This is a genomic window from Ekhidna sp., assembly GCF_965228795.1.
In the GTDB taxonomy this organism is placed as follows: domain Bacteria; phylum Bacteroidota; class Bacteroidia; order Cytophagales; family Cyclobacteriaceae; genus Ekhidna.
This window is the reverse complement of record NZ_OZ245839.1, coordinates 1,552,678-1,568,507: the sequence shown is the minus strand read 5'-3', so window position 1 is coordinate 1,568,507 and position 15,830 is coordinate 1,552,678. Positions and strand designations below refer to the sequence as shown.

Below are 15,830 nucleotides of genomic sequence, written 5' to 3'. Positions count from 1 at the left end.
TAAGTTTACGTTTGAGTCGTATTCAGCTCAGTGGTATATTTCTCTTTTCTCTCTGTCAATCCTAATTTTTCTACCAGTCTATCAGCAATCAAATAGACAACTGGGACGACCACAAGGCTTAAGAGCATTGAACTGGAAAGACCCCCGATAATTGCCCATCCAAGGCCATTTTTCCACTCAGCTCCAGCTCCACTAGCGAGAGCTATTGGCAATACACCAAATACCAGGGCAATGGTCGTCATCAATATTGGTCTTAAGCGCGCTTTAGTTGCTTCAATCAAAGCGTCTCGTGTATTAGAGCCACTTTCTTTAGCTTGATTAGCAAAGTCAACCACCAAAATGGCATTTTTAGCTACAAGGCCAATTAATACAATGATCCCCAAGATGGAAAAGATATTCAGTGTTTGTTTTGCGAGCGCCAGGGCTAGGAGTGCTCCAACGATGGCTACAGGTATGGAAAAAAGAATGACCAACGGATAGATATAATTATCGTATAAGGCCACAAGAATTAGATATACCAGGATTATTGAGAAAAGAAAAGCAGAACCTAAAGCCCCGAACGATTGTGATTGCCTTTTCAAATCACCATCAAATGAATACGTTACTCCTGGAGGTAGATCCTTATTATCAATGATGTCCTGTAATTCCTGACCAACAGCCCCTGCTGGAATACCTATTATCTTAGAAGATAGTTTGACCGAGTTGATCCGGTCTTTTCGTTCCAGCCTTGATGGACCTACCGTATCAGAAACAACTGCAAACTGATCGAGTGTTACCGGCTGATTATACCTATTAATAAATATCAAGGATTCTACATCTCTAACTTTTCTCCTATCAAATTCATTCAGTTTCACATTAATGTCATATTCATAGTTTCCATCTTTATAGGCTGCATCAGTGTTTCCAGAAAAGGCTACTTGCATGGTAGCACCAACGGTACCCAAATCCAATCCCAGGCTAGCCATTTTGTCTCTGTCTATATCCACTTTTACTTCTGGTGTTCCCTCTCTAATACTCAATTCAAGTTCTGTAGTACCCGCTACTTTTGCCAAGTCATTTTTTATGTCATTAGCAAGCTTCATCAGCTGATCCAGGTCCGGTCCGGCAAAGATCACTTGTATTGGCGCTTCAGTAGCTGTACCTAGTATACTTGTAGGCGATGAATAGACAATAATTCCTGGTATATCTTCCTGAAGCATGAGCTTGACTTGCTTTGAAAATACGGTTGCTGATACATCACGCTGATCATAAGGAACCATCTTTACATTGATCTCAGCTTCATTTGGTATAGCCTGGGTTCCACCAAAACCCTGACTGGTCTGACCAACAGTGGTGAAGGTACTCACCACCTCTGGTAATTTTGAAATCAGGTTCTCAGCAGTCCTTGTTGTAAGGTTGGTTTTTTCCACCGAAGCGTTTTTCGGGAGCTCAATGCGAATCACAAACTCGCCTCGATCTCCTTGTGTAATGAACTCGCCACCAATGAATCCAAATCCAACAAGCAAAAAGGATCCAATTAACAATCCCCCAGTGACAATAAGTGTGATTGTCTTGTTGTTCATTGATTGAATCAAAACCCTGTTAATCCATCCACCAAAAGAGTCTATAACACCTTCAAAAGTCCTGTTAAACCGAGCTGCGAGACCATTAGGATTGAAGCTTTCTATTTTAGCAAAACGAGAGGTTAGCAGGGGAATAATTGTGAATGCCACCAAAAGGCTCAATAGCGTGGCTACAACGATCACCAGAGAGAAGTTCGTCAATATCGGGGATATAAGAGATTCTACCAGTGCAAGCGGTAAGAAAACCACAACAATCACAAGTGTGATGGAAGTGACTGTAAACCCAATCTCTTTCACCCCGTCAAAAGAAGCCCTGATCCGGTTTTTGCCCATCTCCATATGCCTGTATATATTTTCTATAACAACAATGGCATCATCCACAAGAATACCCACCACTAAGGATAGTGCCAGAAGGGTCATCAGATTTAGCGTAAAGCCGGCAAGGTACATCGCAGTAAAAGTGGCAACAAGGGAAATCGGCACAGCTATCATTACAATAATAGCATTCCTTATACTGTGCAAAAACAAAAACATGACTATGGCTACAAGAATGACTGCTATGTACAGATCGTGTATTACACTATCTGCTGCTTCAAGTGTAAATTCTGATTGATCTTGGGCAATGTTAAATTTGAGGCCTTCCTCACTGTATATTTCTTCCAGCTCCTGGATTTTATCTCGTACAAGCTCACTAACCGCTACGGCATTTGCATCTGTTTGCTTGGTGAGGAGTATTCCTATTGAGTTTTCAAGATTAAAGCGTGCTACCTTTTCCACCTTGACTTTTCCGTCCACTACCTCGCCTATATCTTTAACCCTTATCTCTGCTCCACTTGGTAAAGAACCAATGACTAAATTTCTTATTTCTTCCAGGTCTTGATATTTACCTGAAAGCCGTATGGTTCGCTGCTCTTCATTGGTTTCTATTTTCCCGGTTGGAAAATCAAGATTTGATACTTCAATCATTTGTACCAACTGTAAAATGGAAAGGTTGTATGCTTTTAGCCTTTCCCTGTCAATATTGACTTTGATTTCCCTCTCTTCTCCACCTACTAATTGTACCTGAGCCATGCCGTCTATCCTTGAAAGCTCGGGAACTATTCGTTGATCTACAAGATCAAAAAATGCCGAAGGGACCAAGTTGCTTGCTGTACTGGCCAGGCTAATAATTGGCAAGTCATCAATTGAAAATTTTGATAACGAAGGTTGATCAGCATCCTCCGGAAGTTGAGATATGATTCCGTTGACCTTACGCTGAGCTTCCTGTAGCGCCAAATCTACATCTGCGTCTGTAGTGAGCTCAACCGTGACAATTGAAACAGACTCTAGCGAAGTAGAACTGATAGATTCCACATTTTCCATGGAGGAAAGTACATCTTCAATTTTCTCAGAAACTGATGTTTTCACTTCGCTGGGAGCCGCACCTGGATAAGTGGTAGTGATGGTAACAATGGGTTGAGTAAACTTGGGGAGAAGCTCATAGCCTAAAAGCGAATAAGAGACTAAACCCAGCAATGTAAGTACTATAAAAACCACAACAGGTGCTGTGGATCGTTTTATTGATATTTCAGTGATTTTCATAATGAGCTATTCTTTAATCCCAACTTTAGCACCATCTGTTAAATTAATTTGACCGGAGATAATAACTAAGTCTCCTTCATTAATGCCGGAGACTATTTCTATGTAGTTGTCATTTCTTTGGCCAATCACGATTTTCTTCAATACCGCTGTGCTGTCCTGATAAATATAGACCTGTGGGTTTTCAATGCTACCTGCAAGGACATTTCGATTTAAGGCTAATGCCTCACTCGTTTGAATATTGAAATGGGCAGTCCCAAACATTCCAGTCTTTAAATTCTTTGATGCATTTGTAATTTTAATTTCTACTGGAAATGTAAGGGCCTCTGAACTTCTGACTCCAATTCTGCTTACTGTCCCTTCAAATTCATTACCACTCATCGCTTGTATTGTAATAGTAACAGACATGCCCAATTCCACCTGCTGTATGCGATTTTCAGAAACCATTACCACCATTTTCATCCTGTCTACATCTACAATGTCAAAAAGTGGATCTCCACCTCGCACATAACTTCCCTTTTCAATGTATCTTTTGTCATTTATTCCTGAAAATGGCGCTCTAATAAATGTGTCATTATAAGCCTTTTCTGCTGAAATCAAATCAGTCTTGGCCTTTACGTAAGCCAGCTGAATATTATCCAAGTCCTGCTGGCTAATTCCACCAGCTTCAAATAGGTTCTCAATACGTTTCTTTTCTTTTCCTATTTTCTCAAAATTGGCCTTCGCTAAATCCAAAGCTGCTTTTATAGTTTGGTCATCAAGTCTGGCAAGTACCTGGTTTGATTTTATATATGTACCATCTTCAATCTGTATTGATTCAATAACCCCGGGCATTTCTGATGAAACAGTAACTTCTTTGTTCGGAATCAGGTTACCATTTACCTGAAAGCTCCTCTCAATCGTTCTTTTTCTCAATGGCTCTACACTCACCGGGATGAAGTCTGGTTTTATCTGGGCCAATTTCACTTCCTCTTTCATTTCTTCTTTGTTGCTCTTCAATATAAAGGCAACCAGAGCAATCAAGGCTAGGAATATTATTGAGTTTATCTTTTTCATATATTCAATTAATAAGATTCGAGGAGTTTACCTGTTGATTTGAGTATTTCTATTTCTGATATTTTCACTTGAAGAAGTGCTGCTGAGTAGTTGAGCTGGGAGGTAGTAAGTGCAGTCTCTGCACTCAGTAAGTCTGTCAGGTCGGACAACCCTTCTTCATAACTTTTCTGAGAAAGGTCATAGACCTTTTGTGCTAGATCAACACTTGTTTTTCTCGTTTCAAGGGTCGATAAACTCTGATTGAGTTTATTCTGAGCATTGGCATAGTCGACACTATATTTCTCTCTTGTAAATTCGATAGACTCCTCAACCTGCTCTTTTTTCAGTTGGGATTGCATGCTTTGGGCACTCCTTCTAAAACCATCAAAAAGTGACAGCTTAAGACTGAGCCCAATGGATGAAACGTCATACCAGTTGGTAGTTACATCTGAACCCGAAAATAGCGCATCGTTGCTTATGCCATTGTAGGCATAGTTGGCAAAAAAACTCAGCTTAGGGAAATACCCTGATTGAAAATTTATTTTTTCCAGTTCGTATAGTCTCTTTTGAACATTAAGCAGATTGAGATCCGTGAGATTTTCATGAGTCATAGGTGGTACATCAACCAACTGCACTTCTTTATCTTCATCGTATTCCAAAATGAGGATAGTCTCCTGATCCATCCCCATGATTAGCTGCAGTTGCTTTATGGTGTTTTTTCTAGTAAGGTTCAGGTCAGAGAGCTGGACTTCAAGGTTCATTTTAGAAACCTTAAGACGATCATGGTCAACTTGCTTGATGAAGCCCTGATCTAATTGCACTGCGGATATTTCAAGAAGTTTATTGGTCTGATCCAAATTACTTTGAAGAATATCAATATTCCTCTCTAATATGGAGACATTGTAATAAAGGATTACCGCTCGGTAAACGACCTCTTCTTTGGTTTTTTTTACCCTTAAAGCATACAACTCTTCAGAGGATCTTGCAGCTTTCAAAGCAGTAAATACAGATTTATCAAAAAGAGGTTGGTTAAGAGACAATGCAATAGAGTTGGTGTAATCCAACCCTACTTCTAAGGTGCTAACCTCACCCGGATTGCCTGTGAGTTCTCCAGGCACGACCAATACTGGAAGAAGTAGATTGTTTGTATAGTTTCCACTAGCCATTACCTGGGGTAGAGCCGTACTTCTGACTTCTTTAGTTACCTCGAAACCTATCTTTTCCTGTATCAGGCTTTTCTTGATCTCGCTGTTGTTTTCCAGCGTATATGCTACCACATCAGGCAATGAAAGCGTTTCCTGTGCCGCAGCTAAATTCCCAAAAAAGGAAACAAGTAATAGTGTGAAAATAGCTTTGTAATAAATTCGATTCATAGATTCTATGATTGTATTTAATTTTTAGCTTCCCATTCAGAAAGAATAGCGGGAAGCTTATTCTCAAAAAGTTGATATAAATCGCGAATTTTTGTGAGTTGTAAATTGCTTTCTTTTAATTTATTAGATCTGAGTTCCAGTGCCTGATCAAGCACCAGTCTATAGCTCTGGTATTCTTCGCCAATTGACTTCAATAATTCAATCCAGGTCTTAAAATTCAGGCGGAAGTACCTCTTACGATCACCTATATTTGTACTAGCCTCTATATATTTTTTATCAAGAAGATAGTTTATTCCGTTACTCACTGCTGATTTACTGGCTTTCAGGGTTTTTTGTATTTCATAGAAATTCATCGTTTCAGAATCAGATACCAATAGCAGAGAAAGTACCCTACTCACTATAGGGGAGAATCCTTTTTTTTCAATGAGAGCACCAGTAGCCTCAATAAACTGAGCTTTTTCTTTTTCCATTAGTTTTTTTATGAAGTGCAAATATGTAATTTTTAGTTCTGAAACAGAAAAACTAACTTTATTTTATTAATTGACAGTATGAAAAAACTTAGGATTCTGGCTACAATTCGAAAATTGATTTTAGAAGAGGGTTTTGAAAATGCAAGCCTCGATCGTGTATCCGTTGAATTAGGAATTTCAAAAAAAACCATTTATAAGTACTATGATTCTAAATCAGACATACTTACTATTCTTCTAAAAAGGTTTATTGTTAAGCACATAAAATATTACGAAACCAAAATAGATTACCTAGATCCAATACAAAGAATTATTCAACTCTTCTATATGTGTAACGAAATATACACGCTTATTGACAACAAGGTTTTGAGATTTATAGCCATTTATATACCTGAAGGGAAAGATGAATTCAGCACGTTTGAAAATAATTTTATTGTTTCTTCATTTGAAAAGGCAATTGTTGAGGGGGTTTCGTTGCAATGTTTCAGAAGAGAGATTGATGCACGGATTTTGGCTATAATGGCCCTGCAATTGGCTAAACTGCAATGTAGAATTCCTGAACTAAAGAAAAGCAATAAGGACTTAGTTCAGATAATAGATCATTTTATTGCAGGATTAAAAAATCACCATGAGGAAATGAAAATCTAGACCTCATCCTGAACTTTTGAAAAAGATGAAGTCCAATAGGCAATCAAATACATTCTTCTATAAAGGAAGACCTAGAATATTAATTTCTGTAAGTGCTTTTTTTTACATGTAGGTTCTAAATCACAGTTATTCATTTATGGATCTTAATTCGTCAATAAAAGTAAACCAGGCTAGTTTCGGTAATCCTGTTTCCCAATTGTTCAGCCCTAAATGGTTCATGAAATTACAAATATGTATTGGATCAACGCCCTGCTGTTGAGCATATTGATTGCAAAATCCTTGCGGATAGTCATACATTCCATGATAATAGACAAACTCAATATTTTTGCTATTAATGTACGGCTTCATAGAGCTAAACATTTTTTGCACAAAATCTGATTGCTGTTGTTCTGAGGAGGAATTGTCAGTCGAGGATGTATATCCTATTTCCGTAAACGCTATTGGTTTGCCTCCGGTATTTTGTACCATCCAATCCATATCATCTTTTATATCGCTTGGCGGGCGCATTTGCCATGGAGTACTATTTTGCTCATCTGTTGGGTAGTAGGTATAGCAAATAAAATCTCCCTCAGTTTTAAAGGTGTCAAATAGAATTGGATTATTCTTAGCCGCATTAAAGGTTATGATTGTTCCTACTTTAACTCTTGGATTTAAAGCATGTATCTGCTGTATTGCAGCCAAATAGAATGTTTTGAATTGTTGTATTTGGTCGGGATTAGTGCTTAAATATCCATCTATTTCATTTCCAATTAAAACATGGGTTACCCTTTCGATAGAAGGGACTTCAGTAAAAATTTTATCTAAAAGCAGTGAAAACCTATTTATCATCTCTGGATCATCAAAATCCAAGTTGGCTAAATCGTCTGGTACTAGCTTTATATTCGTGTCAATCATTTTCAAAACAATAATGTAGCTATCCAGCTTGGTTTTATTTTGATCAAGCAAAGTCAGCGGATTTGTTAAATTATCTTGAAGAGAGTAGGTGTTTGGGCTCGGTTCTAATACATTCCATTCAGGGCTCATCCCAAACATATTAATGCCATTTTGAACAGCATGGTCCAATCCATCGATATACCCGTCAATTCCGAAACTTGAATTTTTATATTGTTGAAGTGAAAGGCCAACTAGTAATTTGGGTGGTGATTGTTCTGATGGAGAGACCGAATCATTACAACAAGAAAAGAGAAGTAACGTCAATAATATTTGTAGCGTTTTCATTGTCATCATCTTTATTTATTACATGTTTTCGATTAGACAGCTAAAACATCTGATAGGTTACAAATAACCATTGAATGTTACATTGACCGAATGCAAAACGTAAAATCAGCTTAAACCTGTGTCCTAATTTACCATATCCAAAGCTACATCCACGATCATATCCTCCTGGCCACCAACCATGCCCCTTCGTGCCAACTCCTCTAGAATGGCCCGTGTATCAAGACCATACTTTTGTGCAGCTCGCTCTGAGTGCAATAAAAAACTGGAATAAACCCCCGCATAGCCTAATGAAAGGGTTTCTCGATCAACGCGAACAGGTCTTTTTTGGAGTGGGCGCACTATCTCTTCTGCGGTATCCATAAGCTGATACAGGTCACAGCTATGCGATACCTTCATTTTATTGAGTACGGCTATGAGCACTTCCAGAGGTGCATTGCCGGCACCAGCCCCCATACCGGTTAGTGATGCATCCAGACGAGTGGCCCCATGCTGCATGGCTACTATGGTATTGGCCACTCCGAGTGATAAGTTATGATGGCAATGAATACCAATTTCGGTCGATGGCTTCAGAATTTCTTTAAAAGCCTTTATCCTGTCTTTCACATCATCCATAAGCAAAGCCCCGGCCGAGTCAGTTACATATACACAATCAGCACCAGCTTGTTCCATGATTTTGGCTTGTTCTGCTAGATCTTTTGGGCTGTTCATATGAGCCATCATCAAAAAACCACCTACGTCCAGGCCTAGTTTTTTTGCTCCTTGAATATGCTGAATAGCTGTATCGGCTTCTGTACAGTGAGTTGCGATCCGTACAGATTCCACACCCATATTTTTGGCTTTTACGAGATCTTCCAGCGTGCCTATACCAGGCAGTATAAGAGTCGTAAGTCGAGCATGGGTAAGCTCTTCGCTGATGCCTTCCAGCCACTCCCAATCGGTTTGTGCTCCAAAACCAAAAGTAAAACTACCTCCGGCAAGCCCATCACCATGTGCTATTTCAATGGCATCAACACCGGCACGGTCAAGAGCTATTGCTAATTCCTTTACTTGCTCTTTGGTGTACTGATGACCAAGGGCGTGCATGCCATCTCTTAGGGTCACGTCTTGTATATATGGTTTTTTCATTGAATTTAGGATTGAATTGATTTTACTAAACGCTCTGCTGTAGCCTTTGCCGCACTGGTCATAATGTCCAGGTTACCAGCATATTCTGGTAGATAATGTCCTGCACCGGTGACTTTCAGGTAAACAGAAGTTCTTAATCCATGCCGATAGCCCAACCCCTGAATTAGGACAGGATCTGATTTGGGGATTTCTTCAAATAATACTTCCTGATGAAGTTCATACCCTGGAACATATTCTTGTACCAATTTCACCTTTGCCCGTATGCTTTCGCGAATGGCTTCTTTATCACCCATTTCTGAAAGTGTAAAAACTGTATCCCTCATCACCAATGGTGGTTCAGCTGGATTTAAAATAATAATGGCCTTTCCTTTTTCGGCCCTTCCAACCTTCTCAATACCCTGGGAAGTGGTTTCTGTAAACTCATCAATGTTTGCTCGGGTGCCGGGACCCGCAGATTTACTTGCTATTGAGGCGACAATTTCACCATAGTGCACATTTACCACATCACTAATGGCAGCCACAATTGGAATAGTAGCCTGCCCCCCACACGTGACCATGTTTACATTCAAGGCTTCAAGGTGGTCAGAAAAATTGACTGCTGGCACAAGATACGGCCCTACTGCTGCGGGTGTAAGGTCAATCATGCGTTTGTCTGAGAACTGGCGTATTTTTTCCCAATTGTACAAATGAGCCTTTGCGGATGTAGCATCAAACACTATCTTAATGTTGTTCCATTCTGGCATTTCCAAAAGGCCATCCACTCCTGTATGGCAGGTTGGCACATCCATTCGTGCAGCACGGGCCAGCCCATCAGATTTCGGATCAATACCCACCATGGCAGCAACTTCCAATGTTTCTGAATACCTCAAAATTTTTATCAACAAATCCGTTCCAATATTTCCAGAACCAATGATTGCTACCTTTATCTTCATTACTTATTTCGTTTTACTTTAAGATGTGAAATGAACAGAAGCACCTCCAAGTGTACTTATCTCTACCTCTACATAGTCGTCAGGGTTCACCGGTATCATAGGGCCCAGAGCTCCTGATAATATCAATTCTCCTTCTCTAAGCGGAGTTCCTACTTCTACCATCTTTTTCGCCAACCATAATACGGCATTAATAGGGCTGCCTAGACATGCCGCTCCAGTCCCTTCTGAGACCACTGTGTTATTTATTTTCATGGTCATTTGTGCGTTTATCATATCAAATTCAGATAGAGAAAGAGGGGTGTGTCCGATTACAAAATGACTGGCAGAAGCGTTATCTGCTACGGTATCTGTAATTTTTATGTTCCAATCGGCTATCCTGCTTCCCAGGATTTCAATGGCAGGTATTGCATAATCAATGGCATTTATCACATCTATAGTAGTGATCGTACTATGATCTAAATCATGGCTCAAAACAAAGGCTATTTCAGCTTCCACTTTAGGCTGCATTAGTTTTTTAGTGCTAACTGAAAGCCCATTGAGTACTTCCATATCATGAAAAAGCACGCCAAAATCTGGCTGTTCCACACCAACCTGTCGCTGTATCGCCTCTGAGGTAAGACCTATCTTCTTTCCAATGATTTTGCTTCCATTTTCAATACGTCTCTTTGTATTGAGGTTTTGGATTTGGTATGCCAATGTAATATCCTCCACGCCAACTTCCTCACTAATGGGTTCGATAGGTTTTCCAGAAGCTCCAGCCTCCCATAGTCTCTCTGCTATATTTGTTTTTATACTCATGCCTTCAATAAAATTTTTTATGGTCTGATAAATCCAGCAATCTTTCTGCTTTACCAGTATTGATATATTTTTTTACATTGGGAATTCCCACCTTACTGGAATGTAGCAACACCCCATCTACCATTGCTGAGTTATGTGGCGACCCGAGCACATTTGGCAGGTCAAGAAACGGAAAGCTCAACTTGAACTCGTTTACAAAGAAGGGTTCTATCCACCAGGCATCTATAGCAGCCTTAAATGTAGGCGTTGATTTAAGTTTTTGGTACAAAGGCTCTTCATCGATAATTTGCCCACGCGCAAGGTTAACCAAGATGGCATTCTCTTTCATTTTGGCAAGTTCAGAGTGACCTATCAGGTTTTCTGTTTGAGCCGTTAACGGAATGGTGATGACGATAAAATCGGTTTTGGAGAGCAGGTAATCAAGTTGATCCAATTTTCCAATCCAATCTGTAGGTTCTGTACTCTCTCCACTTGTGTTTATGGCAAATATTTGACAATTGAAAGCAGACTTCATAATGCGTGCGATACGCTTCCCGATACCTCCGAAACCAATGATTCCGCAAACTTTTTGGTCGATCAAAGTGGAACTGCTTCCAAACTGGTTAAATTCACCTTGCTTCATTTCCTCATGCCTTTGTCCCAGGTTTTTGGCCAGAGACAATATCATTCCCACCCCATGCTCAGCCATCGGTATAGCATAGGCACCCATATTACCGGCCACAATAGTTTCTTGTGGGAACCTACTAAAATCCAAATGGTCAAATCCGGCTGAGAGTAATTGGATAAATCTAATGCCATTAAAAGCACGATCCTTCACTTCGGGAAGCTCAATGGTTGGATTTCTGGCTATTAAAATATTTGACTTTTTGAGTTTTTCAGCCTGGTCTTCTGCTGACAAGCCATTGAGAAAATAAAGGTCTGCAATCCCACCAAGCTCCTTTTTATAGTACTTGATCTCCTCATTACTTACTTTATTACTAATAGATATCGTGTGTTTTGGTGTATTCATGCATTTTTTGATTTTATATGGTCATAAGAAACTTTCACGATAAATAATCTTTAATCAATGCAGTAAACATTTCGCACAGAAGGTCAAAACCACTTTCATGGACTAAATTGGAAATTTTGATTCCCCACCATCTACAGTCCAGATAGCCCCCTGAACAAAAGAGGCTGCTGGAGAAAGCAAGAAAGTAACAACTTTGCCAATTTCTTCAGGGCTTGCGAATCGACCCAGGGGTATGTTGGCAGCCATTTGTTTTTCTGTTTCTTCTAAGTTCTGCTTTTTTTCACCCGCCACCATTTTCACATAATTGGCCACTACCTCTGTGCTGGTGTAACCCGGTGCAATGCCGTTTACACGTATATTGGGAGCCAATTCTTCTGAAAAAGTCTTGACCATACCCGCTACAGCCAATCGTAGGTTAGAAGCCAACGTATAGTCAACAGAAGGCTGGCGTATGTAGCTCGAAGTGTTGATGACAATACTTGCATTGTCTGAAAAGATATTTAGCCCATGGTAACAGAGGTGTCTCACCGATGCGATAATGGTGCGATACCCGTTTTCCCATTCTTGCGAAGAAAGGGAAGACAAATTTCCTGAGGCAGGTGCACCTGAATTTGTAAACAGCAAATCAAGTTTACCTTGTTGTTCACTAATTACTTCATATGCTTTGATTATGTCGCTCTCGTTGGTGACATCACAGACCAAAGCGATGACCTGGTTTCCAGTCTTTTCTTCAATGTCCTTTGCACGTTCTTCTAGTTTCTCTTTTGTGCGTGCACATACATACACAATGGCTCCTTCTTTGGATAGCTCTTCTGCCACGGCTGCTCCCATTCCCTGGCTGCCCCCCGCTACAAAAGCTACTTTATCTTTTAAGTCTAAATTCATTTCAATTTGCTATTATTAGCCCTCCATCTACGTGAATATTCTGACCCGTAATGTATTGGTTCTCTTCTGAGAGCAGATAAGCAGCCAAGCTTGCCACATCTTCCGGCATCCCGAATTTCTTTAATGGAATTTCATTAATCGTTCTTTGATCAACCTCCTCTTTGCTAATATTTTCACTATCGGCATAGCGCTGATTAAAGTCAAGTATTCTTTGTGTAGCGATGTATCCTGGTGCTACAGTATTGATGAGTATTCCATCACTACCCAATTCTAATGCTGCTGTCTTAAGGGCATTGACCAGAGCGGCTCTTAAGCTATTTGACAGAATAATGCCTTGATAGGGGCTTTTTACCGTAAAGGAAGTTATAGCTACTACTTTACCACTATTTTGTTTTTGCATCATTGGTGTAAGTCCTCGTAAAAGACTTAGTGGTCCATGAAGCATGATTTTGGCATAAGCTTCCCATTCTGAATCAGAAACATCCATAAATGGCTTAATCGGTGGCCCACCATGGTTGAGAAGTATGGCATCAATATGGTTCTTTTCCTTTACCTTGGTCACCAAAGCGGAGATGGTGGCTGAATCCCCCAGGCTACCATCAACCCCTTCTACATTTATACCCAAATTCTGAAGTTTTGTGACAGAATCAGAGGTATTCCTACTGTTAATAATCAGATCATAACCCCTCTTTGCCAATGCTTGCGCCGTGGCAAACCCAATTCCTTTTGAGGCACCTGTAAGAAGTGCAATTTTTCTCTCCATCACGTAGCACTCTCTTCTAGCTTTTGAATAAGGTCTTCTCTGACAGGGGTGAAAAGGTCTATTAAAATGGTATCTTCTACAGCTTCCACTTCATGCTCTTCATTGGATGGAAAGTGAACAATGCCTCCTTGGAATAAATTAAATTCCTTCCCTTTCATTCTTACTTTTACGTGCCCCTCGGCGACAAAGCTCATCTGCTCATGAGGATGTGAATGCTTGGCTGCTACACTACCTTTGGGCAGTTTTGCTTGTACAGTCATTAGCCCATCACCGGCAAAAGGATATAGTTTTATTTCTCCAGCCTCCAAAAATGGCAGTTCATCCATTTGTGCGTAGTTGTTCATAAAATATATTGGTTTATTATTTCTTCCATTTTAAATGGTTACAATTTCAGAGAAATACTTTTACAATAAGTTTAAATTTTGATAATAATTTTTTGGTGGTAAGTTTACTTGTGCCTGGAGAATTCCAGGCCAGCAAGCAAACACCATTATTGTGCAAAGAACTTTTATATCCTGAAAAATATTTTTTCTAAATTTTTCCATCATGGTATACTTATTCTTCAGGACCAATTGATTCTGCCAAAAATGTTGGAGATAACTCTGGACCCCACCATATAATGCCCTCCGCTAATTCCTTCTCTTTCCATTGCACTGGTTTCCAGTCAGGATCATAAATATGATATCCTCCACTAAACAGCTCGAGCCTATGACCACTACCTGGATCAATTGCATAAATGAAACCAGCCTGTGAAATCCCGTGCCTACCTGGCGCCAGACTAAGTTCTACACCATTTTCCCTAAAAATATCAGCAGCTCTCGCCACGTCCTGAAAATTATCGAGATAGAACGCCGTATGGTGCAGCCTGTTTTGGCGGCCAGCTTCGTCAAACATAATGGCTAAATCATGCACCAAGCTGGTGACAGAAGTCCAATAAGCCATTTCAAACCCGTTATCTAATTGGATGTACTCTCGCACTTTGAAACCAAAAAGTTCTTCGTGTAATTTCATGCATTCTGATGGGTTGCCCACATTGAAGTTGACATGATCTATACAACGCGGGGATATCCCATGATCAAAAGATTTGAAAACCTGATTTTTCAATCTGGATCGCTTTCCTTCTGGAGCCAATGGTTTTTCCATCTCATAGTAAATTTCATAGGTCTGGCCTGTTGGTAATCTGAAGCGAAACGCTTTTCCCAAGCCAGCCTCTTCTCCTTCAGGCACCCATGCTGGCGATAAGCCTGCGCTTTCTACCTTACCATAAAAATAATCTACATCGTCAGGCTCGCAGGTTTTCCAAGCTATGTGATCAAGCACGGCTTCCTTTCCTTCGATAAGGATCAATGTATGGTGTTCAAAATCAGCCCATCCTCGATAATAAATCTTATTGCCTTCACGCTTTTGCTCGTTTAATCCAACAACATCGTGAAAGAACCAATGTGACTTTTCAAGATTGGGCGTAACTAGGGCAACATGGCCCAGTTTTGCTAACTTCTTTTGCATTTTATTTTAGGTTATTGTTTATTTTTTTTAAAAATTCTTCTCAAAGAACCCTTTCAACAAAAAGTGAAAGGATTCCTTATATTCTATTTGGGTCCAGTGACTACAATGGCTGAAAATGTGCATTTGGGCATTTGGAAGATGCTTGATTAAGTAGTAGCTGGTGTCTACATTTACGAGCAGATCTTCTTGCCCATGTATAATCAGAATAGGGTGATCCATGTTTCGTAGAGAACCGTCCGGGATTACCAATTCGTCAAGGTGCTGTTGCCTTGGTGCAGGAAACATAGCCCCGAAAGATCTGCGAATATTCGTATCTAAGGTGGCTTCATGGCGCATCTTGGAAATGTCTTTCAGTTGATCTCCGATAATGCTTTGATTGTATGAAAACCAGGAGATTATATTGGCCATGAGTTCTTGTGATGGGTCATCGTAGTACCCCCATGTTCTATCCAATTCCGGTGTAATGGTCGTTGGTGCACCGGCAGGCCCCATTAGTACAACTCTGTTAAACCGATCCGGAAAATCCATTAAAAGTTGGAGAGCTATTGCACCACCCATGGAATTTCCCACCATGTGTACCCTTTCAAGATTAAGTTCGTCCAATAGAGAGATAAGTTGATCCATCCACAGCCTCATCCAGTTGCGCATACCATTAGGTGGCTTTTCTGGATGATGGCTTTTTCCAAAACCAACCAAGTCTGGCGCAAGACAATAAAATTTCTCCCCAAATTCAGGCATTATATATTGCCAGTTTGACCAAGCACTAGCACCTGGTCCCGATCCATGTAAGAATAAAATTGCTTCTTTTTGACCTGCTCCACACTCATTGAGATATGTATTATTCGCATTTTCAACAATACGGTTGGTAACATCTACCATAGGGATTAATGTTGTTTAAGGGTTAATGAAGAAGCAATGTCTATTAAAAGAA

15 protein-coding genes are annotated in these 15,830 nt (G+C 40.1%); 1 reads left to right on the top strand and 14 read right to left on the bottom strand.

From position 1 onward, the window contains the following. Positions 1 to 5: 5 nt before the first annotated feature. Genes ACQK2H_RS07300 through ACQK2H_RS07285 form a run of 4 tightly spaced genes read right to left on the bottom strand, consistent with a single transcriptional unit; the run spans position 6 to position 6,018 of the window. Positions 6 to 3,143 (bottom strand): efflux RND transporter permease subunit, encoded by a 3,138-nt coding sequence (locus ACQK2H_RS07300; RefSeq protein ID WP_350206869.1) that lies wholly within the window; start codon positions 3,141 to 3,143, stop codon positions 6 to 8. A 6-nt stretch (positions 3,144 to 3,149) separates the two neighbouring features. Continuing rightward, complete coding sequence (locus tag ACQK2H_RS07295; protein ID WP_350206870.1) at positions 3,150 to 4,196, bottom strand: efflux RND transporter periplasmic adaptor subunit; 1,047 nt, start codon at positions 4,194 to 4,196, stop codon at positions 3,150 to 3,152. Positions 4,197 to 4,204: 8 nt separating this feature from the next. Further along, positions 4,205 to 5,548, bottom strand: a complete 1,344-nt coding sequence (locus ACQK2H_RS07290) for a TolC family protein (protein ID WP_350206871.1) — start codon at positions 5,546 to 5,548, stop codon at positions 4,205 to 4,207. Positions 5,549 to 5,565: 17 nt separating this feature from the next. Further along, positions 5,566 to 6,018, bottom strand: coding sequence for a helix-turn-helix domain-containing protein (locus ACQK2H_RS07285; RefSeq protein ID WP_350206872.1), 453 nt, complete (start codon positions 6,016 to 6,018; stop codon positions 5,566 to 5,568). Positions 6,019 to 6,096: 78 nt separating this feature from the next. On the opposite strand from ACQK2H_RS07285, the gene ACQK2H_RS07280 reads away from it, so the two are divergent. Further along, positions 6,097 to 6,663 carry a TetR/AcrR family transcriptional regulator gene (locus ACQK2H_RS07280; protein ID WP_350206873.1) on the top strand — a complete coding sequence of 189 codons (567 nt, stop codon included), beginning with the start codon at positions 6,097 to 6,099 and terminating at the stop codon, positions 6,661 to 6,663. Positions 6,664 to 6,789: 126 nt separating this feature from the next. Here ACQK2H_RS07280 and ACQK2H_RS07275 read toward each other — a convergent pair whose 3' ends face one another. The 10 genes from ACQK2H_RS07275 to ACQK2H_RS07230 all read right to left on the bottom strand — a co-directional run bounded on the left by ACQK2H_RS07275 (position 6,790) and on the right by ACQK2H_RS07230 (position 15,778). Beyond that, the gene (locus tag ACQK2H_RS07275) at positions 6,790 to 7,881 is read right to left on the bottom strand and encodes a hypothetical protein (RefSeq protein ID WP_350206874.1); all 1,092 of its coding nucleotides are present in this window, start codon (positions 7,879 to 7,881) and stop codon (positions 6,790 to 6,792) included. Positions 7,882 to 8,004: 123 nt separating this feature from the next. Beyond that, positions 8,005 to 9,006, bottom strand: coding sequence for a 4-hydroxy-2-oxovalerate aldolase (gene dmpG, locus ACQK2H_RS07270; RefSeq protein WP_424964400.1), 1,002 nt, complete (start codon positions 9,004 to 9,006; stop codon positions 8,005 to 8,007). A gap of 5 nt (positions 9,007 to 9,011) precedes the next feature. Next, positions 9,012 to 9,938: an acetaldehyde dehydrogenase (acetylating) gene (locus ACQK2H_RS07265; protein ID WP_350206876.1), complete on the bottom strand. Its 927-nt coding sequence runs from the start codon at positions 9,936 to 9,938 to the stop codon at positions 9,012 to 9,014. Between the two features lie 18 nt (positions 9,939 to 9,956). Then, on the bottom strand, positions 9,957 to 10,736 hold the full coding sequence (locus tag ACQK2H_RS07260) for a 2-keto-4-pentenoate hydratase (protein WP_350206877.1): 780 nt from the start codon (positions 10,734 to 10,736) through the stop codon (positions 9,957 to 9,959). Between the two features lie 4 nt (positions 10,737 to 10,740). Then, a complete protein-coding gene (locus ACQK2H_RS07255) occupies positions 10,741 to 11,745 on the bottom strand; it encodes an NAD(P)-dependent oxidoreductase (RefSeq protein ID WP_424964399.1) in 1,005 nt (334 codons plus the stop codon). Positions 11,746 to 11,847: 102 nt separating this feature from the next. Beyond that, entirely contained in the window at positions 11,848 to 12,630 is a 783-nt protein-coding gene (locus tag ACQK2H_RS07250; protein ID WP_350206879.1) for an SDR family oxidoreductase, read from the bottom strand. A gap of 1 nt (position 12,631) precedes the next feature. Continuing rightward, positions 12,632 to 13,393 carry an SDR family oxidoreductase gene (locus ACQK2H_RS07245; protein ID WP_350206880.1) on the bottom strand — a complete coding sequence of 254 codons (762 nt, stop codon included), beginning with the start codon at positions 13,391 to 13,393 and terminating at the stop codon, positions 12,632 to 12,634. Continuing rightward, positions 13,393 to 13,737 carry a cupin domain-containing protein gene (locus tag ACQK2H_RS07240; protein WP_350206881.1) on the bottom strand — a complete coding sequence of 115 codons (345 nt, stop codon included), beginning with the start codon at positions 13,735 to 13,737 and terminating at the stop codon, positions 13,393 to 13,395. The genes ACQK2H_RS07245 and ACQK2H_RS07240 overlap by 1 nt, the downstream gene beginning before the upstream one ends. A gap of 211 nt (positions 13,738 to 13,948) precedes the next feature. Continuing rightward, the gene (locus ACQK2H_RS07235) at positions 13,949 to 14,899 is read right to left on the bottom strand and encodes a VOC family protein (RefSeq protein WP_350206882.1); all 951 of its coding nucleotides are present in this window, start codon (positions 14,897 to 14,899) and stop codon (positions 13,949 to 13,951) included. A gap of 27 nt (positions 14,900 to 14,926) precedes the next feature. Continuing rightward, positions 14,927 to 15,778 carry an alpha/beta hydrolase gene (locus tag ACQK2H_RS07230; protein ID WP_350206883.1) on the bottom strand — a complete coding sequence of 284 codons (852 nt, stop codon included), beginning with the start codon at positions 15,776 to 15,778 and terminating at the stop codon, positions 14,927 to 14,929. Positions 15,779 to 15,830: the final 52 nt, after the last annotated feature.

What these genes read in the sequence shown, in the direction of transcription:
- ACQK2H_RS07255 (WP_424964399.1), bottom strand. Translation starts at nt 11,745, where the DNA reads ATGAATACACCAAAACACACGATATCTATTAGTAATAAAGTAAGTAAT.
- ACQK2H_RS07280 (WP_350206873.1), top strand. Translation starts at nt 6,097, where the DNA reads ATGAAAAAACTTAGGATTCTGGCTACAATTCGAAAATTGATTTTAGAA.
- ACQK2H_RS07260 (WP_350206877.1), bottom strand. Translation starts at nt 10,736, where the DNA reads ATGAGTATAAAAACAAATATAGCAGAGAGACTATGGGAGGCTGGAGCT.
- ACQK2H_RS07285 (WP_350206872.1), bottom strand. Translation starts at nt 6,018, where the DNA reads ATGGAAAAAGAAAAAGCTCAGTTTATTGAGGCTACTGGTGCTCTCATT.
- ACQK2H_RS07290 (WP_350206871.1), bottom strand. Translation starts at nt 5,548, where the DNA reads ATGAATCGAATTTATTACAAAGCTATTTTCACACTATTACTTGTTTCC.
- ACQK2H_RS07245 (WP_350206880.1), bottom strand. Translation starts at nt 13,393, where the DNA reads ATGGAGAGAAAAATTGCACTTCTTACAGGTGCCTCAAAAGGAATTGGG.
- ACQK2H_RS07235 (WP_350206882.1), bottom strand. Translation starts at nt 14,899, where the DNA reads ATGCAAAAGAAGTTAGCAAAACTGGGCCATGTTGCCCTAGTTACGCCC.
- ACQK2H_RS07240 (WP_350206881.1), bottom strand. Translation starts at nt 13,737, where the DNA reads ATGAACAACTACGCACAAATGGATGAACTGCCATTTTTGGAGGCTGGA.
- ACQK2H_RS07265 (WP_350206876.1), bottom strand. Translation starts at nt 9,938, where the DNA reads ATGAAGATAAAGGTAGCAATCATTGGTTCTGGAAATATTGGAACGGAT.
- ACQK2H_RS07230 (WP_350206883.1), bottom strand. Translation starts at nt 15,778, where the DNA reads ATGGTAGATGTTACCAACCGTATTGTTGAAAATGCGAATAATACATAT.
- ACQK2H_RS07275 (WP_350206874.1), bottom strand. Translation starts at nt 7,881, where the DNA reads ATGAAAACGCTACAAATATTATTGACGTTACTTCTCTTTTCTTGTTGT.
- ACQK2H_RS07300 (WP_350206869.1), bottom strand. Translation starts at nt 3,143, where the DNA reads ATGAAAATCACTGAAATATCAATAAAACGATCCACAGCACCTGTTGTG.
- ACQK2H_RS07250 (WP_350206879.1), bottom strand. Translation starts at nt 12,630, where the DNA reads ATGAATTTAGACTTAAAAGATAAAGTAGCTTTTGTAGCGGGGGGCAGC.
- dmpG (WP_424964400.1), bottom strand. Translation starts at nt 9,006, where the DNA reads ATGAAAAAACCATATATACAAGACGTGACCCTAAGAGATGGCATGCAC.
- ACQK2H_RS07295 (WP_350206870.1), bottom strand. Translation starts at nt 4,196, where the DNA reads ATGAAAAAGATAAACTCAATAATATTCCTAGCCTTGATTGCTCTGGTT.